General features: G+C 67.2%; 18 protein-coding genes, 1 tRNA gene and 1 other RNA gene. 17 read left to right on the top strand and 3 right to left on the bottom strand.

Annotated elements, in window-relative coordinates; genetic code table 11:
* Window positions 1-4 precede the first annotated feature (4 nt).
* The 7 genes from tmk (at window position 5) to C811_RS08255 (ending at window position 8,321) form a co-directional block, all read left to right on the top strand.
* Window positions 5-1,006 carry a dTMP kinase gene (tmk, locus tag C811_RS0103190; protein WP_016309106.1) on the top strand — a complete coding sequence of 334 codons (1,002 nt, stop codon included), beginning with the start codon at window positions 5-7 and terminating at the stop codon, window positions 1,004-1,006.
* Window positions 999-2,156 carry a DNA polymerase III subunit gene (locus C811_RS08280; RefSeq protein ID WP_016309105.1) on the top strand — a complete coding sequence of 386 codons (1,158 nt, stop codon included), beginning with the start codon at window positions 999-1,001 and terminating at the stop codon, window positions 2,154-2,156. Before tmk ends, C811_RS08280 begins: the two co-directional genes overlap by 8 nt.
* The gene (locus C811_RS08275; RefSeq protein ID WP_016309104.1) at window positions 2,134-3,675 is read left to right on the top strand and encodes a PSP1 domain-containing protein; all 1,542 of its coding nucleotides are present in this window, start codon (window positions 2,134-2,136) and stop codon (window positions 3,673-3,675) included. Before C811_RS08280 ends, C811_RS08275 begins: the two co-directional genes overlap by 23 nt.
* The gene (locus C811_RS08270; RefSeq protein ID WP_016309103.1) at window positions 3,676-5,130 is read left to right on the top strand and encodes a nicotinate phosphoribosyltransferase; all 1,455 of its coding nucleotides are present in this window, start codon (window positions 3,676-3,678) and stop codon (window positions 5,128-5,130) included.
* 79 nt (window positions 5,131-5,209) lie between these two features.
* Window positions 5,210-6,136: a DegV family protein gene (locus tag C811_RS08265; protein WP_016309102.1), complete on the top strand. Its 927-nt coding sequence runs from the start codon at window positions 5,210-5,212 to the stop codon at window positions 6,134-6,136.
* Window positions 6,136-7,101: an NAD(P)-binding domain-containing protein gene (locus C811_RS08260; protein WP_016309101.1), complete on the top strand. Its 966-nt coding sequence runs from the start codon at window positions 6,136-6,138 to the stop codon at window positions 7,099-7,101. The genes C811_RS08265 and C811_RS08260 overlap by 1 nt, the downstream gene beginning before the upstream one ends.
* Window positions 7,102-7,352: 251 nt before the next feature.
* Entirely contained in the window at window positions 7,353-8,321 is a 969-nt protein-coding gene (locus tag C811_RS08255; protein ID WP_016309100.1) for a radical SAM protein, read from the top strand.
* Window positions 8,322-8,425: 104 nt separating this feature from the next.
* On the opposite strand, the gene C811_RS08250 is transcribed toward C811_RS08255, so the two are convergent.
* Window positions 8,426-9,874 (bottom strand): helix-turn-helix transcriptional regulator, encoded by a 1,449-nt coding sequence (locus C811_RS08250; RefSeq protein ID WP_016309099.1) that lies wholly within the window; start codon window positions 9,872-9,874, stop codon window positions 8,426-8,428.
* Window positions 9,875-10,198: 324 nt separating this feature from the next.
* Between C811_RS08250 and C811_RS08245 the strand changes: the two genes are divergently transcribed.
* On the top strand, window positions 10,199-11,884 hold the full coding sequence (locus C811_RS08245; RefSeq protein WP_016309098.1) for an FAD-dependent oxidoreductase: 1,686 nt from the start codon (window positions 10,199-10,201) through the stop codon (window positions 11,882-11,884).
* 319 nt (window positions 11,885-12,203) lie between these two features.
* Window positions 12,204-13,106, top strand: coding sequence for a DegV family protein (locus tag C811_RS08240; RefSeq protein WP_016309097.1), 903 nt, complete (start codon window positions 12,204-12,206; stop codon window positions 13,104-13,106).
* Here the strand turns inward: C811_RS08240 and C811_RS08235 are convergent.
* Complete coding sequence (locus C811_RS08235) at window positions 13,096-14,040, bottom strand: TIGR03915 family putative DNA repair protein (RefSeq protein WP_016309096.1); 945 nt, start codon at window positions 14,038-14,040, stop codon at window positions 13,096-13,098. The genes C811_RS08240 and C811_RS08235 overlap by 11 nt on opposite strands.
* 9 nt (window positions 14,041-14,049) lie before the next feature.
* Window positions 14,050-15,606 carry a putative DNA modification/repair radical SAM protein gene (locus C811_RS08230; RefSeq protein WP_016309095.1) on the bottom strand — a complete coding sequence of 519 codons (1,557 nt, stop codon included), beginning with the start codon at window positions 15,604-15,606 and terminating at the stop codon, window positions 14,050-14,052.
* A gap of 199 nt (window positions 15,607-15,805) precedes the next feature.
* On the opposite strand from C811_RS08230, the gene pyrE reads away from it, so the two are divergent.
* The 8 genes from pyrE to ssrA all read left to right on the top strand — a co-directional run bounded on the left by pyrE (window position 15,806) and on the right by ssrA (window position 21,136).
* Window positions 15,806-16,489, top strand: a complete 684-nt coding sequence (gene pyrE, locus C811_RS08225; RefSeq protein ID WP_016309094.1) for an orotate phosphoribosyltransferase — start codon at window positions 15,806-15,808, stop codon at window positions 16,487-16,489.
* Between the two features lie 208 nt (window positions 16,490-16,697).
* Window positions 16,698-16,772, top strand: a tRNA-Thr gene (locus C811_RS08220).
* Between the two features lie 125 nt (window positions 16,773-16,897).
* Complete coding sequence (locus C811_RS08215; protein ID WP_016309093.1) at window positions 16,898-17,194, top strand: hypothetical protein; 297 nt, start codon at window positions 16,898-16,900, stop codon at window positions 17,192-17,194.
* 1 nt (window position 17,195) lies between these two features.
* Window positions 17,196-18,338 carry a M42 family metallopeptidase gene (locus C811_RS08210; protein ID WP_016309092.1) on the top strand — a complete coding sequence of 381 codons (1,143 nt, stop codon included), beginning with the start codon at window positions 17,196-17,198 and terminating at the stop codon, window positions 18,336-18,338.
* A gap of 5 nt (window positions 18,339-18,343) precedes the next feature.
* Complete coding sequence (gene smpB / locus C811_RS08205; RefSeq protein ID WP_016309091.1) at window positions 18,344-18,811, top strand: SsrA-binding protein SmpB; 468 nt, start codon at window positions 18,344-18,346, stop codon at window positions 18,809-18,811.
* A gap of 112 nt (window positions 18,812-18,923) precedes the next feature.
* The gene (locus C811_RS08200; protein WP_016309090.1) at window positions 18,924-19,547 is read left to right on the top strand and encodes a hypothetical protein; all 624 of its coding nucleotides are present in this window, start codon (window positions 18,924-18,926) and stop codon (window positions 19,545-19,547) included.
* 133 nt (window positions 19,548-19,680) lie between these two features.
* The gene (bsh, locus tag C811_RS08195) at window positions 19,681-20,634 is read left to right on the top strand and encodes a choloylglycine hydrolase (protein WP_016309089.1); all 954 of its coding nucleotides are present in this window, start codon (window positions 19,681-19,683) and stop codon (window positions 20,632-20,634) included.
* 122 nt (window positions 20,635-20,756) lie between these two features.
* Window positions 20,757-21,136, top strand: a transfer-messenger RNA (tmRNA) gene (gene ssrA / locus C811_RS16200).
* Window positions 21,137-21,525: the final 389 nt, after the last annotated feature.

Here is a 21,525-nt window from a genome sequence, read left to right as displayed (position 1 = left end):
CGCCGTGGCGAAGCGGGAAGAAACCAAAGGCGGGCTCTCCGGCGCGCCGGCCTGCGCCGAGGAGGTTTCCGCCCCGGCCGCACCGGCGCGCGGCGTCTTCATCACCTTCGAGGGGGGCGACGGGGTGGGCAAGTCCACCCAGATCCGCTTCCTCGCGCGGTTTTTGGAAGAGCATGGGCGCACGGTGCTGCGTCTGCGCGAGCCGGGCGGCACGGCAGTGGGCGAGGCGCTGCGGCGCGTGGTGCTCGATCCGGCCCACGGCACCATGAGCGACCGGGCCGAGCTGCTCATCTACGAGGCGGCCCGCGCCCAGATTGTCGACGAGGTGATCAAACCCGCGCTCAGCCGGGGCGCCATCGTGCTGTGCGACCGGTTCTACGACTCCACGGTAGCCTACCAGGGAGCTGGCCGCGGGCTCGATGGTGCCTTCATCGAGGCGGCCAACCGCTTCGCCTGCGATGGTCTCGCGCCCGACGTCACGCTGCTGCTGGCGGCACCCGAGGCGACGGTGCGCTCGCGTATGGAGCGCCGCGCCGGAACCGATCGCCTGGAACAGGCCGGCGAGGCATTCCATCGACGGGTGGCCGACGGGTTCGCGGCGGTGGCCGCCGCCGAGCCTGAGCGGGTGCGCACGGTGCGCTCCGAGCGGCAGCGGGTTGCCACCTTCCGCGCCGTGCTCGCCGCTGTGGCGCCGCTTCTGCCCGAGGCGGCTGCGGCCCTGCAGGGCGACGGCGCGGCCTTGGAAGCCCTCGTCGATCGGGTGATGGAGGAGAAGCACCGCGAGCGGTGCGAGCAGGCGCGCAAGAAGCGCCGTGCGCGCTCGCGCTCGCACAGGGGCGGTGCGGCTTCCGGGAACGCCCATCCGGGCGATAGGAGCCGCCCCTGCGCGGATGGGGCGGTTGCATTCCGCAAGGACGGCGACCGCCGCAAGGACGGTTCCCGCAAGGGCGGCTCTCGCAAGGGCGGCGGCCCCAAGGACGGCAAGAAGGGGGCGCGCCGTGGCTGACGCCTTCGAGAACATTCTGGGCCAGCCGAAGGTGCGCGAGTTTTTGCGCGCGTCGGTGGTGTCCGAGCGGGTGACCCAGGCCTACCTGTTCGTGGGGCCCGCGGGCTCCAACAAGACGCTCGCAGCCTATGCGCTCGCCCAGGCGCTTCTGTGCCCCAAGGGCCCCAAGGGTCCGCGCGGCGGCATGTGCGGCGACTGCAACCGCTGCGACCGCGTGATGCGCCGCAAGCACCCCGACGTGCGCTATTTCGCCCCCGAGGGCGCCACCGGGTATTTGGTGGAGCAGGTGCGCGAGATCGTGGCCGACGTGTCGCTCGCGCCTATCCAGGCCGATAAGAAGATCTACATCCTGGATCGCGTGGACCAGCTGGGCGCGAGTGCCGCCAACGCCTTCTTGAAGACGCTGGAGGAGCCCGAGTCCGACGTGGTGATGATCCTGCTCGGGCGCACCCGGGAGTCGGTGCTGCCCACCATCGTGTCTCGCTGCCAGGTGGTTCCTTTCCGCCATATCCCGGCCTCGGAGGCTGCGGGCATCGTGGTGCAGAACACCGGCGCCGCCCCCGATCAGGCGCGCATGGCCATCGAGGCCTGCGGCGGATCCATCACGGCGGCCGTGGCCTTCCTGCAGGCGCCGGGCAACGAGCGGCTGTCCTTCCGCAGCCGGCTTCTGGCCGCTCTCGCGCGGCTCGGCCAGGCCGACGACTGGGACGTGGTGGAGATGGCCCGCGATATTCTGAAGGCCTCCCAAGCGCCCCTCGACGAGGTGCGCGCCTCCCAGGAAGCGGAGCTGGCCGAGAACGCGGATTTCCTCGCGAAGTCGGCCATCCGTCAGATCGAGGCCCGCAACAAGCGGGCGCTGTCGGCGAAGACCACCGAGTATCTGCGCCAGACCACCTCCATCGTGCGCTCGTGGCTGCGCGACGGCATGATGGTGGCCTCCGGCACGCCCGATTTAGTGGTGAACGCCGATGTGCGCGATACCCTCGTCAGCCTGTTCTCGGGTGCCGATGCGGGCCGCTTGGCCGCAGCCGCCGCCAAGGTGGACGAGTGCGAGCGTGCCCTTGCCTATAATGTATCCCCGGAAACGTGCATCGACGCGTTGCTGTTCGACGTAAGAGAGGTTGTCCATGGTTCGGGTCGCACCGATTAACTTGACCTTCAACCCCAAGACGCTGTGGTTCGATCCCGGCGAGTTGGAGATAGAAAAAGATATGCCCGTGGTGGTGCGCACCGCCCGCGGCACCGAGTTCGGCATCGCCGCGAGCGAGACGATCGAGGTGCCCGAGGAGCAGGTGCGCGCCTTGAAGAGCGCCCTGCGCCCGGTGGAGCGCATCGCCACCGAGGAGGATGTGGAGCGGGCGCGCGAGATGGAGGAGAAGTCCCGGGATGCTCTGCCCATCTTCAAGGAGATGGCGCGGGAGGCCCATGAGGACATGCATCCGGTGTCGGTGGAGTTTCTGCTCGACGGCGACAAGGCCGTCTTCTACTTCGAGGCCGAGGAGCGCATCGACTTCCGCGAGCTGGTGCGCAAGCTGGCCAGCCGCTTCCACGTGCGCATCGACATGCGCCAGATCGGCGTGCGCGACGAGGCCCGCATGGTGGGCGGCATCGGCCACTGCGGCCAGGAGCTGTGCTGCAAGCGCCTCGGCGGCGAGTTCTGCCCGGTGTCCATCCGCATGGCCAAGGAGCAGGGGCTCTCGCTGAACCCCCAGAAGATCTCGGGGCTGTGCGGGCGTCTTATGTGCTGTTTGCGCTACGAGTTCGACGCCTACAAGGACTTCAAGGGCCGCGCACCCAAGCTCAACGGCACGGTACAGACTCCCTTAGGGCCGGCCAAGGTGATCGACCACGATGTGCCCCAGGAGATCATCACGCTGAAGGTGGAGGGCGAGAAGCCGGTGAAGGTGCCGCTTGCCGCTTTCGACCCGGCGCCCGAGGGCGCCAACCGCCCCAACTCCGTGGGCGAGGAGGCCTGGGAAGAGGCTACGGCCGAGCACGGCAGCGGCCTGGGCGAGGCGCTCATCTTCTCGACGAGCCAGTTCACCGGCTCCGACAAGCTAGCCGAAGGCGGGAAGGTACGCCATACCGGCGGCGGATCGTCGCGCAAGGGGTCGGGTGGCGGCTCGGGCCGCACCCGCGGCGGCGAGGGCGGCCGGGGGCGGAGCAAGCGCTCCGGCGGCCGCGGCGACAGCTCGGGTGCGGTCGCGACGCCGGCGCCCCGCAAGCGCCGCCGCTCCACGAAGCTCTCCTCAGCCGAGGACGGGCGTGCCTTGGAGCGCGTGTCCACCTCGCGGGAGGAGGGCGTGCCCGAGGGTAGCGCGCCCAAGCCGCGCCGGCCGCGCCGTGCGAAGGACGCCGCTGGGCGCCCCGACGAGGGTCGCGCCTCCCAGGGGCAGGGCCGCTCGCGGGGCGGCAAGGGCGGTGGCTCCAGTAGCGGCGCCAAGGGCGGCTCGGGTGCCGGCAAGTCCCGCGGAGGTGCCCGGCCCGGGCAGAAGTCGTCGGGCTTGTCGGCGACCCGCCCCGAGCGGGCCGAGGGCGCATCGGGCGAGGCGGCCGACAGCACGCGCAAGCCGCGCCGTCGTCGGCGCAGCCGCAAGCCCAAGGATACCGGCGCGGGTGCCGGCGGCGCGGGCGGCGCGGGCGCGCCGAGCCAGGGAGGGGCCGAGTAGATGAACGTGGACTACGCGCTTCTGACCGATCTGTACCAGATCACCATGGCCCAGGGCTACTGGGATGCGGGCAAGACCGACGAGGAGGCCTGCTTCACCATGTACTTCCGCGACTACCCCTTCAAGGGGGGCTACGCGGTGGCCTGCGGCATGGCGCAGCTGGCCGATATGGTGGAGCAGTTCCGCTTCACCGAGGAGGATATCGCCTACCTCGCGGGCCTCGATGCCCCGGGCGGCGGCAGGCTCTTCTCCGGCGACTTCCTCTCCTACCTGGCCGATTTGCGCCTGACGGTGGACATCGACGCGGTGCCGGAGGGCACCATCGTGTTCCCCCACGAGCCCATCGTGCGCGTGACCGGACCCATCCTGCAGTGCCAGCTCATCGAGACGGCGCTTCTGAACATGGTGAACTTCCAGACGCTCATCGCCACCAAGGCCGCCCGGGTCTGCCGGGCCGCCAAAGGGCGCCCCGTGGCCGAGTTCGGGCTGCGCCGCGCCCAGGGGCTCGGCGGGGTGTGGGCGAGTCGGGCCGCGGTGGTGGGGGGCTGCGCCTCCACCTCCGACGTGCTCGCCGGTCGCCTGTTCGACATCCCCGTCTCGGGTACCCACGCGCACTCCTGGGTAATGTCCTTCGACGACGAGCTGGAGGCCTTCCGCGCCTACGCGCAGGCGTTCCCGAACAACTGCGTGCTGCTCGTAGATACTTACGATGTGGAGCGCGGCATTGAGAACGCCATCACGGTGGGTCTGGAGATGCGCGAGCGGGGCGAGCGATTGGCGGGCATCCGCATCGACTCGGGCGACCTGTCGTGGCTCTCCAAGATGGCCCGGCGCATGCTGGACGCGGCCGGTCTTTCCGACTGCGGCATCGTGCTGTCGAACGATCTGGACGAGTACACCATCCAGTCGATGCTCGACGAGGGCGCCTGCGTGACGTCGTTCGGGGTGGGCACGAAGCTCGCAAGTGCCTACGACCAGCCGACGCTGGGCGGTGTGTACAAGCTGGCCGCCGTGCGTTCGAGGGCGGGCGCGCCGTGGGAGATGCGCCTGAAGATATCGGAGTCGGCGGCGAAGCTGACCACGCCGGGCGTGCTCGACGTGCGCCGCTACTACCACGCCGACGGCCGTGTGGCCGGGGACATGGTGTTCGACGTGAACGTCGAGCCCGACGCGCGCGAGGTCATCGTGGATCCCATGGACGACCTGCGCCAGAAGAACCTGGCGGGCCTGCGCTTCGAGACGCTGCTCGAGCCTTTGGCCCGTGGGGGAGCGGTGGTGCTCGCCCCTCGGTTCCGCAACGCCATGGCCGCGCGGACGCGGGCCGTGGCCGGATTGGATACGCTGGACGAGACCCAGCTGCGCATGCTGAACCCCCACACCTACCCGGTGGGGCTGGAACTGGGATTGAACGATCGGCGCCGCGCTCTCGTGGCCGAGCTGCGCGGCATCGTGTAGAGTTGCGGGAGGGGTGCCGTGCTGCGCCACCTCTCGCCGACAGACGGCAATGGTACCGCCGTCGGAAAGGGGCCCTGCTATGGCTCAATGTCACCTGATCGTCGACTCGTGCTGCGATCTGCCCGCGCGCCTCGTGCAGCGCGAGGGGGTCACGCTCATGAAGTTCCCCTACATGATGGATGGGGGCACCTTCGAGGACGATCTGTTCGAGAGCTCCTCGGCCGAGGACTTCTACAACGCCATGCGCAAGGGCGCCGAGCCGAGCACGGCCCAGGTGACCCTGCAGACGCTGACCGAGACGTTCGCCGCGGCCGCCCGGGAGGGTACGCCCTGCGTGTACTTGGCGTTCTCGAGCGGTCTGTCGGCCACCTACGATGCGGCCTGCGTCGTGCGCGACCAGGTGCTGGCCGAGTACCCCGACTTCGAGTTCTACCTGGTGGATACCCGTCTGGCCAGTGTGGCCGAGGGCCTGCTCGTCTACGGGGCCCTCGTGCAGCACGAGCAGGGCATGACCGCCGCCGAGCTGGCCGCCTGGGCCGAGGAGGCGCGCTGCTTCGTGAACGAGGAGTTCATGGTGGACGACCTGGAGGCCCTGCGCCGCGGCGGCCGCATCCCCGCGTCGGTGGCGGTGGCCGGCGCGGCGCTCGACGTGAAGCCGCTGCTGCTCATCGGCGAGGACGGCAAGCTGGCGCTCACCGGCGTTGCCCGCGGGCGCAAGAAGGGCATCAAGCAGCTCGTGGAGTATTACAAGAAGAACGTTGATCCGGCTGGCCCCACCCACACGGCGATTATCGGGCACGCCGACTGCCCGAAGGACGCGGGCCGCTTGAGGGAGGCCCTGCTGAAGGAAGATCCGAACCTGCTCATCCTGGAATGCAGCATCGGGCCTGTCATCGGCAGCCATGTGGGACCCGAGATGTTGGCCGTGGTGTTCTGGGGCCATGACAAGCGCGATAACCTGTCGGTGGCCGATCGCATCGCGCGCAAGGTGAAGGGAGAGCGGTAATGGCAACGTCGTATGCATATGTGGGCGCGCGCACGTTCATCGCGGCTGTCGAGGAGCGTCTGGCCGAAGCGGGTTTCGTCCGCGCGGCCGATTCCGCCTCGGCCGACATCGTGCTCACGTACTGCACCTCCGCCTCGGCGCTGGAGGATCTGTACTTCGGCGACGACGGCCTGGTGACGAGCGTGGCGCCGGGCTCGGCGCTCGTTGATCTGTCGGCTACGACCCCCAACTTCGCCCGCGAGATCAACGCCGTGGCCACGGTGAACGATCTGGTCATGGTGGAGGCACCGGTGACGGTGCGCTCGCTGGTGGCCGAGGATGCCTTCGCGTGCGACAATCTGCTGGGGCCGGTGGCCTCCGAGGCCGAGATTCCGCCGGCGGTGCGCGCCCTCCTGGAGGCCCTCTTCGGCGAGGTGGTGGAAGTGGGCGCGCCAGGTCGGGCCCAGCTGATGCGCAACACCCACACGCTGCCTCTGGCCGCGGCCCTGGTGAGCGCTATCGAGGCGACGGCGCTCGACGACGCGGCGGCCCGGTCCGTGGGCGCGCTCGACGCCGACCAGGTGCCGCTGTTCAGTCCCGTGAGCGCCGACCCGGTGGTACGCGCGGTGCGCCAGAAGCGCTTTACGGGCGACTACACCGCCGAGATGCTCCTGGCTGAGCTGTCCGCGGCGCTTATGGCAGCCGACGACGCCGAGGTGATCCTGCCGGGCGTGGAGGCGACCATGCACCTGCTGGAGCTTCTGGCGGTCATCGGGGGCGCCGACATGGCGCCGGCGGCACTGGCACTCGTGTACCGCGACGAGGCGGCCGGGGCCGAGGCGGGCCTCGACTGGACCCGTGCCGAGCAAGCCTACGGTGGCGGCCACGATCACGACCATGGGGACGACGAGGACTGGGATGCCTTCGACGATGCCGACTGGAACGACCCGGCCGACTACGACGGCTTCGACTACAGCTCCAACTAGCTGTGACTCTTTCGAATCGGGGGCGATGGGCGCTCCCGATTCAGCGGCTTTGTCTCTATAAGTCGCGGTTTTGCGCAGCAAACTCCGCGAGATAGATTGTCTTGCCGGAAAGAGCTTGCGGAAAGTTTGCTTGAGGAAACCGTGAGCAGGTGCTATGGTGGCAATTCACCGCTCGAGTAGTCCAAGGGTCAAGCGGAGGATTCGAGGATGTCTATCTCGCGGCGTTTACTGCTCAAATCGAGGGGTTTGAGATGCAAGAACTGAAATCGGTCGGCTACGAGCTGCCGCATTCCTGCCATGAGTGCCCCCGGGGCTGCGGGGCGAACCGCGCAGCGGGGGAGTGCGGACTCTGCGGGGCCGACGGGCGCCTGATGGTGGCGCGGGCGGCGCTGCACTTTTGGGAGGAGCCGCCGATTTCCGGCGAGGACGGCAGCGGCACGGTGTTCTTCGCCGGCTGTCCCTTGCGCTGCGCGTACTGCCAGAACGCCGACATCGCCCTCGGCGAGCACGCCCGCGCGATCACCGTGGAACGCTTGGCGGCCATCATGGGCGAGCTCGAGGGAGCCGGGGCCCTGAACATCAACTGCGTGACCCCCACGCACTATGGGCCGCAGATTCGCGCGGCCGTGGCGCTGGCGCGAGAGGCCGGTATGGAGCTGCCCGTGCTGTGGAATACGGGCGGCTACGAGACGGTGGAGGCCGTGCGTGCGAACAGGGGCCTCGTAGACGCTTATCTCACCGACTTCAAGTACGCCGATGCCGCGCTCGCGCGCCGCTACTCCCGTGCGGCCGACTACCCCGAGGTGGCGCTGGCGGCCCTTGCCGCCATGGTGGAGGAGGCGGGCGAGCCGCGCTACGACGAGTATCGCGGCCAGGAGCGCCTGGTCGGCGGTGTGGTAGTGCGCCATCTCATGCTGCCCGGGGCCCTGGAGAACTCGAAGGCGGTCGTGCGGCTGTTGCACGAGCGTTTCGGAAATGCCCTGCGACTGTCCCTCATGAATCAGTACACCCCCGTGCTCGCCCGCAGCGCTGCCGGGGGGAACGCGCGGGCCGCATCGGCTCTCGCGATGGCTCCCGAGCTAGCGAACACGGTGTCTGATGCCGAATACGAGGAGCTCCTCGACTACGCGGACGCCCTGGGCGTGCAGGACTACTTCTGGCAGGAAGGCGGCGCGGCCGAGGAGAGCTTCATCCCCGCCTTCGACTTCACGGGGGTGTAGGGCGAGCGGCCGCGGACGGGCCCCGGTTTCCGTTCGGGTGCTTTGCGGCTGCCGACGGGCTGACTGATTCGCGCGGGCGTATCGGAATGAGCTCGCCGGCATTGTCAGGTTCGTGACGCGTCGCCTTGCTCCACCAAATCGATGAGCTCCTGATGGGAGTGCACGCCCAACTTCGCGTAGATATGGCTCACGTGGGTCTTTACCGTGTTGTACGACACCACGAGCTCCTCTTCGATGAAGCGCACATTGCGTCCTCGCGCCAGATATCCGAACACTTCGGCTTCGCGTGCCGTGAGGCCGCAGGCCTCGCTCATGTCTCGACAGCGCTCCTCGAGCGAGAGCGCGCTGCCGTCGGTTCCCTGCACGGTGACGAGCGGCGAAACGGGGGTGATGCCTCGGAGCGTGGCGGTGAAGTCGAGTTCCTTGCGGGCGAGCAGAATGTAGGCGACGATGCAGAAGATCACGAGGGCTACCGTGGCCGCGAGCAGCGCGGGCCGGCTGGCGAAGGAGTTTGCCAGGCGTCCGAAGTTGGCGCCGAGAAGCGTTCCCCATGAGGCCATGGCGTTACCCCAGGCGAGCATCGGCAGGGCGGCGACGGGGTTTTTCGTGCCCAGGGCGATGAGCATGTAGTACATGAACATCTCGAAGAAGCCCGTACCGCAGGAGAGGAGAACGCTGGCTGCGCGGTGGCCGTCTTCGCCGATGGACACGATGAGGAATCCTGCTACTGAGAAGAGGATGGATAGCTGGAACAGCGACTCGGGGGAGAGCGCCTTGCGGCGTGCGGCTGCGATGGCCAGCACGACCGCGAAGGGGAGAAGCGCCCCGACAGCCAATACCGGTGTGCGGTCTGTCTCGCCGAAGGTGAGGGTGAAGCCGTAGATGAAGCGGAACAGGAGCAGCGCCAGAAAGAACTGATGCCCGAAGGGGAGAACCGAGGCCGGTGCGGTGAGCGCTACCTCGGCTGGCGTTCCGTGGGCATATTGCTGGTTCAGCACGGGTCGGGCGAAACGGGCGACGAGGACGGCCGCCGCCACCGGGGCGATGCAGAACAGGGCGAAGTTGATCGATCCTGGAAGAAGCGCGAACATGCCGCGCGAGGCGTAGGCGAGTCCGTAGGCCCCGGTGGCGCACAGGCCGAGCTGGCGCATGGACAGGCCGATGCACGAGATGCCGACGACGATGTTCGAGAGCCCTGCGGCGACGGTGGCCGCCGAGGCTCCCACGATGAGGATGGCCGACTGGGAGAGCAGGATGCCCGCCCCGCACGAGGCGGCCCCCGCCAGGGCCGTGGCGCCGATGGCCCCCATCATGAAGCGACTTTGGAACCAGTGCGGGCGCCAATAGGACAGAAGCGCCACGGCGGTGAGCGTGATGCCGCTTGCGATGGCGCTGGCTTCCCGCGTCCAGCGCCACACGTCGTCGAAAAGCGGGAAGGCGCACCAATTCAAGAGCCAATAGGCCGCAATGGACAGGGCGAGCGCGATGAGACACGCGGTGAAGCGAGCCTTATCGCAAAGGCCGGTATGCGGTGCGGTGAAAGAGAGGGCCATGATGCCTCCGCCTCCCTCGGATGGGCATCGGTCATTTCAAGGGTGACATTGTAGCAAAGATCGCGTTGGAAGAAGAGGGCCGCGAAGGGCCTCACCTCGTCTTTCATCGAAAATCACCCGAGTCGTATGAGATGCTGGGAGCGGTTTTTCACTCGACCCACATGATGATTTGGCCCCGGTTCGGATCCTAAACTGGGGCTCGCCACGAGGGCAGGCACCGCATCGGCTCCGCTTCGGTTTCGTGTCGGACGCCGGCTGTCCTCTGTGTCGGAAACGCAATGCGCCGTTGGGCGCTTGCAAGGAGAATCATCTCAAGGAAGGGGAATGATCATGAAGCAGATGGATGTGAGTCGTCGGGCGTTTCTGGGCATGGGCGCTGCCGCAGCGGCATTGGTGGGCGCGGGGCTTTCGGGCTGCGCACCCCAGGCGTCATCGGGCTCCGATGGGCTGGCGGGCACGGGTGCGGCGGTCGACTGGCTCGGCCCCGAGCCCGAGGTCGCTGAAGACGAGATCGTCGAGACCGTGGATACCGAGATTCTCGTATGCGGCGCCGGCACCTCGGGCCTGTTCGCGGCCTGCGCGGCTGCTGAGGAGGGCGCGCGAGTGGTGTGCCTGGAGAAGGGAGCCATCGGGGGCGGCGTGCGCGACAACCTGGGCTCGCTGAACAGCCGCCTGCAAAAGGAGGCTGGCTGCGTCATCGACGAGAACGAGATCTGCAACGATCTGACGCGCTACGCCAACGGGTATGCGAACCCGCGTCTGTACCACATTTGGGCGCAGAACTCTGGCGAGGCCATCGACTGGTACGAGGATCGCCTGAAGGAAGCAGGCTTCGAGCTGTTCTATGAAGCTGCCAACGATGCGAAGCCGTCGCTGTACAAGCACTGGGCCACCGGGCATATTCCCAGCTGGCCGGCTGACGCCGAGTTCGCCGGCCTGTCCGATGTGGTGAACGGCAAGATCGTGCTCGGCGACTACGCCAAGGAGAAGGGCGTCGATTTCCGCTTCACCACGCCGCTCGTGAAGCTCGTCTGCGAAGAGGGCAAGGTGGTCGGTGCCATCGCGAAGGGATCCGACGGCTATATCCGCATCAATGCGAGCAAGGGCGTCATCGTGTGCACGGGCGGCTATGCCCGCAACGAGGACATGCTTGCGGCGCTGCAGCCCGAGACGCTGAACAAGTACTCGCTGTCCATCGCCATCGACGGCACCACCGGAGACGGCATCAAGGCATGCTTGTGGGCCGGCGCGCACATGGATGAGGCTCATACGGCTATGGTGTTCGACCGCATTGCCATCAAGCCCGACGAGTACGGCGGGTCGCAGACGGTGGGATCGCTGTTCTGGATGGGCTCGAACCCGTGGCTGAAGGTGAATCTGAACGGAGAGCGCTTCATCAACGAGTCAGCGCCCTACGATTATGTGCTGAACGCGGCGCTTACCCAGCCTCATCACACCATCGTGGATATCTGGGATTCGGATTACGCCGCCTATATGGAGCAGTTCGACATTCACGGCTGTGCCCGCGTGTTCCCCTTCGAGAACGGAGCGCCCACGAACATGACGCTCGAGGTGGTGCAGGGCATGAACGAGGGGCTTCTGGCCGAGGGCTACATTGTGAAAGCCGACACCATCGAGGAGCTGGCCGAGGGCCTGGGCATCCCTGCTGATAACCTGAAGAAGACGGTGGAGCGTCAGAATGAGAACTACGACAACCAGGTAGATCCCGATTTCGGCAAAGAGGCCTTCCGCCTCTCCCCGGTGCGCAAGGCTCCCTTCTACGGTGTGCGCACGTCGGGCTATATGCTCTGCACCCTTGACGGCATCACCATCAACGAGCAGTTCCAGGCGGTCAACGACGCCGGAGAGCCCATCGAGGGGCTCTACGTGGCGGGCGTGGACTCCGGCTCGTACTATGCCGGCACCTACCCGAATATGTCCACGGGCAACTGCTGCGGCCGTTCGGTCACCTTCGCCCGCATGATGGCCAAGGCTCTCGCGGCCAAGTAGACAGGCTCTCTCGCCCTCCCTCTTGCACGCGCCCCGCCACCCTCCCCGGCGGGGCGCTTTGCCGTGCGGAGAGGCGCGTGGAAGGCGGGGCGGAATGCGGGCGGCAAAGGCGCCGCGACGCGTGCGGGCTTCACGGCACACGCGAGGTTGCGAGAGGGCGCGGGGGGGCGGTTGCGGATGGCGCGCCCGTCGGCCTCGGTTGACCGCTGGGTGAACAAACGCGCTCGCGGAATGCTCGCGGACCCATATGAGGTAGCATAGGCGGAAAGCTTTCGCTCGCGAGCGTTGCGGGCAGACCTGATGTGCGAGAGGAGACGTTGTGGTCAAGATCGTTACCGACTCGGTGGCATCCATCCCGTCTGAGGTGGTGCGGGCGCGCGATATCGAGGTGGTGTCGCTGTACGTGAACCGCGATGGGGTGGAGCACCGCGAGGCTGACATGGATGTGGCGGCCTTCTACGAGGATATCGCAGATATGATCGACAACCCGCCGACCTCGAGCCAGCCCTCGCAGCATGCGTTGGAGGAGCTCTTCGACCGCGCCGCCGAGGCCAGAGACGAGGTGCTGGGCATCTTCATGTCGTCGAAGATGTCGGGCACCTTCGAGGGCGCGGTGCGGGCGGCCCGCGCCTGTCGGGAGCGGTTCGGACAGTTCCGCTGCACGCTGGTAGATTCCACGTCGAACTGCGGCGATGAGATGTTCGCCGTGCTGGATGCGGCCGATGCGCGCGATGCGGGGGCCTCCCTGGAGGAGTGCGCCCGGGCAGCTACGGACGCGGTGGCGGCCTCGCGGTTCATCTTCGCGCCGGAGAGCCTGGCGTTTCTGAAGGCCGGCGGCCGCATCGGGGGCGCCTCGGCCCTGCTCGGCGGCCTGTTGCAGATCTCCCCGGTGCTCACCGTGGCCGACTGGGAGACGGCGACGCTCGCGAAGGTGCGCACGTGGAAGAAGACGCTCGCCCGCATGGCGGACACCTTTAAGGAGGATATCTCCGCCTGCGGCCTCAGGCGCGTGGTGGTGCACTACATCGGCGCCGCGGCTCCGGCGGTGCGATGGGCGCGCGAGGCGGTGGAGCCGGTAGTGGGGCACGCGGTGGAGGTGCTGCCGGTGAGCCCTGTGATCGGGGTGCACGTGGGTCCGGCCGTGGGGCTGGCCTACGAGTGCGAGCGTGCCGTACCCGGCAAGCTGACCGCGCCGGCAAGCGAGCTTCTGTTCAGCTTGTAGGCCGGCGCAGGGATGCGGGGCTCTCCTGGAGCTCGGTGAGGCTCTTCCAGAAGCGCTTGGGCATGAACTGGCGGCGCAGTTCGGGATGGTAGCGGGCACCCACTGATACCGAGCGGTAGAAGGCGCGCCATGCCTCGCTGAGCAGCGCCTCGTCGGCCGTGGGGTCGGGGAGGGCCCCGGCGAGATCGCCTTGGCCGGCGGTGGCCACGAGGTGCCAGTCGCCTCCGTCGTAGACTCCGGCCAACTCGTGCACCTCATCGTAGATGATGAAGGGCTGCACGCCGAGCCGCTCCACGAAGTGATCCATGACCAGGGGCACCACCGATGCCTTGGGGCTCACCCGGGCGAACCACACCTCGGTGCTGGTCCCGCCGCCCTCGCTCTCGCCTCGCAGATGCTGGAAACGGACGAACTGACGCATATGCTCGCATTCCTGGCTGATGGAGCGGGAGATGCGGAAGAGCCGCTCCACGGCCGGATGGGTGATGTCCGAGAGGGCGCGGCCCCGCATCTTGGGGCAGGGGCCTGTGCCGCCGCGTCCTTTGCAGGAGGCCCGTTTGCGGCACCGGTCGCAGGCGCGGAGCTTCTGCTCGTCCATGGCGTAGCGCACGAAGCGGTAGGCGGCGGTGCCCGCATCGGGCTCGTCGGAGCAACTGGCCTGCTTCACGGCATGGGCCGCTCGCCAGCCGCAGGCCCGCTTCACGCCGCGCAGCACCCGGGCCGCATGGTTCATGTTCGTGGGAATGGCCGCCACCCGCTGGCCCAGGCGAGGCTGCAGATGGCTTTCGGGCACTACGTCGGTGGGGTTCTCATGGCGCTCGTAGGCGGCGAAGATGGCCGAGAGCAGTCCTTCCAGGGTGCCGTCGTAGGCGTAGGCCACCTCGTCGTAGATTTCGGGCTCGGAGAAGGGCGTGTCGGGGTCTGCACGGTGCACGGCGCTCTCCTAGGCCACCGAGAGCAGCGGCTCGCAGACGGCATCGCCGTGCGGGGCGCCCTCCTGCGACGCGCCCCCGCATTCGGCAGGGGATGTGTCTGCGCCGAGGATAGGCGGCCGCTCGCTTTCGCCGGCACGGGCTGGCGCCCCGATGGCGGCCGGCTGGGCCAAGGCGCGGCGCTGGGCCTCGAAGGCGACATCGAGGGCGGCGCGATTGGCTGGGCTCGCCTCGGGGAGCACCGGCGGCGCGTCCACCGCCTCGAAGAGGCTCATCTGGCCCTGCACGGCCCGGTCGGCCCGCCGTCCGTGGCGGCCGCCCTCGATGGGGGCGGAAAGGCGCGCGTGCAGCGCATCGCGGGAGAAGTCGATGCCGGAGCCCCCGTAGGCACCGTTCATGGTGATGAAGTAGCGGGCGCGCTTGTAGGCGATGCCGAGGCGGCGCAGCTCCGCCTCGCCCAGGGTGGACTGGCGCCGGGCCCGCAGGATGAGCCGCGCCCCGCGCACGCCGATGCCGGGCACGCGCAGCAGTGCCTCGAGGGGTGCGGTGTTTACCTCTACGGGGAAGAAATCCAGGTGGTTTAAGGCCCAGTTGGCCTTCGGATCCACATCGGGGGCGAGGAAGGGGTTCTTCTCGTCGATGATCTCGCTCACGTTGAAACCGTAGTAGCGCAGAAGCCAATCGGCCTGGTACAGGCGGTGCTCGCGGTTCAGCTGCACGGCATCGGTGGCGGGCAGGAGCGGGTCGGCCACCACGGGCAGATAGGCGCTGAAGAACACGCGCTTCAAGGACAGCTGGGTGTAGAGCGCCGCCGACAGGTTCAGGATCTGGTAATCGCTTTCCGGGGTGGCGCCGATGATCATCTGGGTGGACTGGCCCGCCGGGGCGAAGGCCCGCGTCTTGCGGGCCATTCTCTTTTCCCGGTACACCGTGGTGCGGCGCTGGGCGAGGGCGCGGGACTCCTTGTCTTCGGCCACCGACTCGAAGATGTGGCGCATGGGGGTTAGGATGGAGTGGCGCGACTTGTTGGGGGCCAGAAGCCCCAGGCTCTGCTTGCTCGGCAATTCCAGGTTCACCGAGAGGCGATCGGACAGGCGGCCCAGCTCGTCGATGAGTTCCAGGGACGTGCCGGGGATGGTCTTGGTGTGGATGTAGCCGCGAAAGCCGTACTCCTCCCGCAGGATGCGCAGGGCCTGCACCATGAGCTCGGTGGTGCGGTCGGGGCAGCCGGCCACCCCCGAGGAGAGGAAGAGCCCCTCGATGTAGTTGCGACGGTAGAACCCGATGGTAAGGTCGGCCAGCTCCCGCGGGGTGAAGGCCGTGCGCGGGACCGCGGCGTTGCTGGCGCGGTTCACGCAGTAGGCGCAGTCGTAGACGCAGGCGTTGGTCATGAGCACCTTCAGCAGCGTGACGCAGCGCCCGTCGGGCGTGAAGGAATGGCAGCAGCCCGCCTGGTGCGCCGCGCCCAGCTGCCCTTTCTTCCCCGAACGCTGTACGCCGGAGGAGGTGCAGGCCACATCGTACTTCGCCGCATCGGCCAGCACTTCCAGCTTCTCGATAACATTCACGGCCGGCCTCCTTCCCTGTGATTGATCGCTCCTAAACATGCACACCTGTTCGCCCGAATGGATGTACGCTATAATAACCGAATATATGTTCGGGTGTCAACTAACCGCGAAACTGTCGCCGCGCGGTCGCACCCCCTGTCGAATCGGGTATCATGTTCCCCATGGAAAATGAGAGGGTCCCTGGAGCGAAAGGACGGCCATGGAGGCTTATAAGCGCGAGTTCATCGAGTTCATGGTTCAAAGCGACGTGCTGAAGTTCGGCGACTTCACGTTGAAGAGCGGGCGCAAGTCGCCGTTCTTCATGAACGCGGGCGCCTACGTGACCGGCGAGCAGCTGCACCGTCTGGGCCTGTACTACGCCCAGGCCATCAACGACAACTTCGGGCTCGACTTCGACGTGGTGTTCGGGCCGGCCTACAAGGGCATCCCCCTGGCCGTGGTCACCGCCATGGCGTTGCAGGAGCTCTACGGCAAGGAAGTGAAGTACTGCTGCAACCGCAAGGAAGCGAAGGACCACGGGGCCGATGCAGGCAACCTCTTGGGTGCCGAGCTCGCCGATGGCGACAGGGTCATCATGGTGGAGGACGTGACCACCTCGGGCAAGTCCATCGACGAGACCTATCCCATCCTGAAGGGCGCCGCCGACGTGGAGGTGCGCGGGCTCATCGTGTCCTTGAACCGCATGGAGGTGGGGAAGGGCGGCGTGACCACGGCCCAGAAGGAGATCGAGGCGAAGTACGGCTTCCCGGTGGCCTCCATCGTGTCCATGGCCGAGGTGAAGGAGTGCCTGCACAACCACGAGGTGGCCGGCCGCGTGGTCATCGACGACGATATCGCGGCGGCCATCGACGCCTACTACGAGCAGTGGGGCGCCAAGGAGTAGCGTCTCGGACGCGGATGTCCTCCGGGGCGCACTCGTGCCGCAGGGCCGCGGCGCACGCGGGGCGGGAGGCTGCCGGGGATGGACCGTCGGCCTGTGGGCATGCGGTGCGCGACCTTCCCTAAACGAGTTTGTTGTCGTACAATGAGCGCTCGCGGGTGCGGACGAAAGCTCTGCTCGCAGACGCGGCCGCGCGGCCGCGGAACACCTCGCCGGTGTGGCTCAACGGTAGAGCAACTGATTTGTAATCAGTGGGTTGCGGGTTCGATTCCTGTCACCGGCTCCAGCATTCCAAGCGGATCGGAATCATTCCGGTCCGCTTTTGCGTTGTCGGCCCCGCGGCGGCACGGGCGCGCATCCCTCGTGCTAGAATGGCGGGCGAGCTATTGAAAGGAAGGAATCCGAGCGTCTATGGCAACCTACATCGCCCACTACCAGTCGCCCAAAGGCTCCCACGACCGCGAGCGCGGCCTGTTCGAGTTCGAGAGCGACGCGCGCGCCAACACCAAGGCCAACGCCCACGACGCGCGCCTGAAGATGCTGGAGCTGTTCGGCGCGGGCGCGGTGTCGTGGACCATCGAGAAGGTGGAGCGCAAGGGCGCGGCCCCTGCCGAGAAGCAGGAGAAGACCACCGACGGCCAGCTGGCGCTCGATTTCCGTCCGCCCAAGCCCGAGCGCAAGCGGAAGCATTCGAAAGGATACTGGTGATATGAAGAAGAAGCACGTGAAGTTTCTGAAGCAGCTTTTGGAGACGCCCTCGCCGACCGGGTTCGAGGAGCCGGCCGCCGCGCTCGTGCGCGAGCGCCTGGCCGATGTGGCCGACGAGATTACCACCGACACCATGGGCTCGGTGCGGGCGCTGCTCGCGGGCACCGAGGAAGGCGCGCCCACGCTCATGCTGGCGGCGCATATGGACGAGATCGGCCTCATGGTCACCTACATTTCCGACGAGGGCTTCTTGTCGGTGGCCTCGCTCGGCGGGGTCGACGCGGCCATTCTGCCCGGCATGCGCGTGGACGTGCATACGGCAAGCGGCGTGCTGCGCGGTGTGGTGGGCCGCAAGCCCATCCACCTCATCGAGCCCGACGAGCGCAAGAATGTCACGCCCCTCTCGGGCCTCGTGATCGATCTGGGCCTGAAGCCCAAGCGCGTGAAGAAGCTCGTGTCGGTGGGCGACCCCATCACCTTCGGCGTGGGCTTCGAGCGCTTCGGAGACGGCATGGCCGTATCCAAGTGCTTCGACGACAAGTGCGGCGTGTGGATCGCCTGCCGTGTGATGGAGGAGCTGGCGAAGGCCGGCGGCGCCCCGGGCGACTTCATCGTCGCGGCCACCACCCAGGAGGAGATCGGCACCCGCGGTGCCATGACGAGCGCCCATGCTGTGAACCCGGACGTGGCGCTCGCCTTCGACGTGACCCATGCCACCGACTACCCCGGTATCGACAAGACCAAGTACGGCAAGATCGTCTGCGGCGAGGGCCCGGTCATCGCCCGCGGCCCGAATATCAACCCCGTCGTCTTCGAGCGCTTGGTGGCGGCGGCGAAGGCCGAGGGCATTCCGTACCAGCTGGAGGCCGAGCCTTCCGTGACCGGCACCGACGCCCGCGCCATCCAGGTGGCCCGCGACGGCATTCCCACGGGCCTCATCTCGGTGCCGCTGCGCTACATGCACACGCCCACTGAGGTGGTGTGCCTGGCCGACCTTCAGGCCACGGTGCGCCTCATCGTGCGCTTCGCCCGCGACCTGTCCGCCGATGCGAGCTTCGTGCCCGGCATGGGCGGCGCGGCGAGCGCGGGGGCGGCCGAAGCTGGCGACGACGCCGAGGCCGCCTGCCCGTCCGAGGAGGCGTAGGGGCCGTGGCGAAGCGCGACGAGACGGTCATCGCGAAGAACCGCCGGGCCCTGCACGACTACGAGGTGCTCGAGACCTACGAGGCCGGCATCGAGCTGACGGGCACCGAGGTGCGCTCGCTGCGCGACAACCACTGCCAGCTCACCGACTGCTTCGCGCTCATCCGCGGCGGCGAGGTGTGGCTGAACAACGTGCACATCCCGCCCTACGCCAACGGGTCCATCTTCAATCCCGACCCCGACCGCAAGCGCCGGCTTCTGCTGCACAAGAAGCAGATCCGCTACCTGGAGGCGAAGGTGGCCGAGAAGGGCCTGGCCATCGTGCCCTTGAAGATGTACTTCAACACCGACGGCCGCGTGAAGGTGGAGCTGGCGCTGGCCCGCGGCAAGAAGCTCTTCGACAAGCGCGCCTCCATGAGGGAGCGCGACATGAAGCGCGAGATCGACCGCGCCATGAAAGAGCGTTCACGGTAGGGAAACGAAAGCGCCGCCCGCGCGCGCCCAACGCCGACGGGTGGCATCATGAAATCGCGGGCGCGTCTGCGCGCTGCCGCTGAAGGACGGACACGACAAAAGGAGCGACGCCATGGGCCTGGACGAAGAGCTTGAGAGCATGGAGGAGACCGGCGAGACCGAGGCCGAGTGGACCGACCAGGAGACCGAGCTTCAGGACGCGGAGGACGACGAGGACGAGATCTTCGGCGAGGACGCCGCGGAAAGCGACGTGGAGCATGCCTACGACAGCTTCATGGCCGATAACGAGGCCGACTACGACGGCTGGGACGCCGAAGAGGTGGAAGAGGCCGTGGCCGCCGATGAGGAGGCCGACGTTCTGAACTTTGAGGGCTATCATATCGAAGAGGAGCCCGAAGAGGAGAGCGAGATCATCGAGATGGAGATCGAGGACGGCGACGTGCACGCGGTCATCGTGGACGAGTTCGACAACGAGATCGGCTTTATCCTGCTGGACGAGGACGGCAACGAGGTGGAGTACTACTACGTCGACGAGGACAATGACGACGATGGCGTGCGCGTGGAGCGCACCTCCGACGGCGACGAGTTCGATCTGGGCATCAGCCGCGAGGGCGTGGCGGCGGCCACTAAGGATGTGAACGCCATCTACAAGGACGGTGCCGCCGTGGCCGCAGAGCTGAAGGGCACTTTCGATGAGATCGCCGATTCGCTCAGCTTCTTGAAGAAGAAAAAGTAACGGCGACGCGTCGCTGTCAAAACGGCAACCGAGCCGGGCCGCCACGGCGGTCGCATGAGGTGCGGGCCTACCATGGGCGGGAGCGATCGGGCCGATCGCTCCCGTTTTCGTTTCCGAGACTTAGGAGATCATCATGTGCACAGGTGTCCGCTTCTCTGACAGCAAGGGCAATATGTACTTCGGTCGCAATCTGGATTGGTGCGAGTCCTACGGCGAGAGGGTCGTGGTCACGCCCCGCGGCGCGCGCATCCCGTCGCCCTTCCTCGGCGCCATCGAGCCGAAGTACGCCTGCGTGGGCACTGCCATCGTGGTGAACGGCGCTCCGTGCTACTTCGACTGCGGCAACGAGGCGGGACTCGCCGTGGGCGGCCTGAACTTCCCCGGCTATGCCCAGTTCGCCGAGGGCCCGGCCGAGGGCGGCGTGAACCTGGCCGTCTATGAGTTCCCGCTGTGGATCGCCTCGCAGTTCTCCACCGTGGCCGAGGTGCGCTCCGCGCTTAAGAAGGTCACGCTCGTGGCCAAGGCCCCCAACGAGGGCTACGCCGTGGCCCAGCTGCACTGGATCGTGGGTGACGCGAAGGAGTCCATCGTCATCGAGTGCCAGGCCGACGGCATGCACGTGTACGACGACGATCTTGACGTGCTGACCAACCAGCCGCCCTTCCCGTGGCATGCCGAGAACGTGCGCAACTACCTGCACGTGAGCAACGAGCACCCGGAGCCGGTCACCTGGACCCGCGATACCCTGAAGGCCTTCGGCACCGGCGCGGGCATGGTGGGCTTCCCGGGCGGCTATGACCCGGCCAGCCGCTTCGTGCGCGCCGCCTACCTGAACGCGAACTACCCGACCGAGGAGGGCGAGGCCGCGAACGTGACGCGCCTGTTCCGCACCTTGGAGGGCTGCTCGATGTGCAAGGGCGCCGGCAAGATGGGCGACGGCCGCTACGAGTACACCATGTTCAGCGACTGCTACTCCGCGGCGAGCCGCACCTACTACTGGTGCACCTACGACGAGCCGGCGCGCCACAGCCTGTGCCTGGACGACTACGATCTGGACGGCACCGAGCTGGTGACCGTGGCCCAGTAGACGGCCACCAGCTGCCTGGCGCGGATGCGGGCGGCCGCGCGCTCGCCCGCACCCGCACCGCAGGCGGCTGTGCTGCCCTTGACAGGAAAGGCGCGGCCGCTAGAATGGGACGGCAACCCTTTGGGGGCGACTGGTTTCGACATGGTAAGTCCGAAACGAGGAGCAGGTCGTGGTCTCCTCGCCACGTTAAACAGGGGTAACGTCAAGTTAATTGGCAAAAACACTTCTAAGACCGGCTACTACATGCCGGCCGCCATGGCTGCCTAACCGCAGTTTTTGGTGATCGCCGACCCCGGTGTTTCCCCGAACCGGGCAAGGCGTCATTTGAGGGGAATGCCCCGCGGCACGTAGTCGGTATGGCCGCGGGAAAGATTGAACCGACTAGGAGCGGCCACGTTGGTTGGCGAACCGATCCGCTCCGAAGCCCGATCGCCAACTAAGCTTGTAGAGCCTCGTGGACGATTTAGTATGGACCGGAGTTCGATTCTCCGCGCCTCCACCAGAACCGTTCGGCCCCTCTGACTGGAAACCTGCCTGGTCAGAGGGGCTTCTCTTTTCCCAGCCGTCGCAGACGCCTTCCAAATCTTAAGAAAACCAGTCATGTTCTGGGAATACTTCTGAAACTCGCGTAAGTTTCGTGGACAGGCCGTGGTAAATGGCCCGCGCCGGGGCGCGGGCGGCCGCGCGTGTGTGAAAGTAACGCCGAGGCCGAGGATGCCCGTTCTCGCATGCGGGGGAGTGTCGTATAATTCTTTCCCAAAGAGAGGGGCGTTGCGGCCCCGTCCTGACGAGCGATTCCACGAAAGCACGATATGGCCAAGCATAACCAGGGAAGACACGGAAAATCGAATGAGCAGCAGCCCTCCGGGGCCCAGGCGCCCGCGCCTGCGC

Origin of the sequence: Adlercreutzia caecimuris B7 (assembly GCF_000403355.2) — a bacterium.
Taxonomy (GTDB): domain Bacteria; phylum Actinomycetota; class Coriobacteriia; order Coriobacteriales; family Eggerthellaceae; genus Adlercreutzia; species Adlercreutzia caecimuris.
Note: the sequence above shows the minus strand (reverse complement) of the source record. Positions and strands in the feature narration are given on the sequence as shown.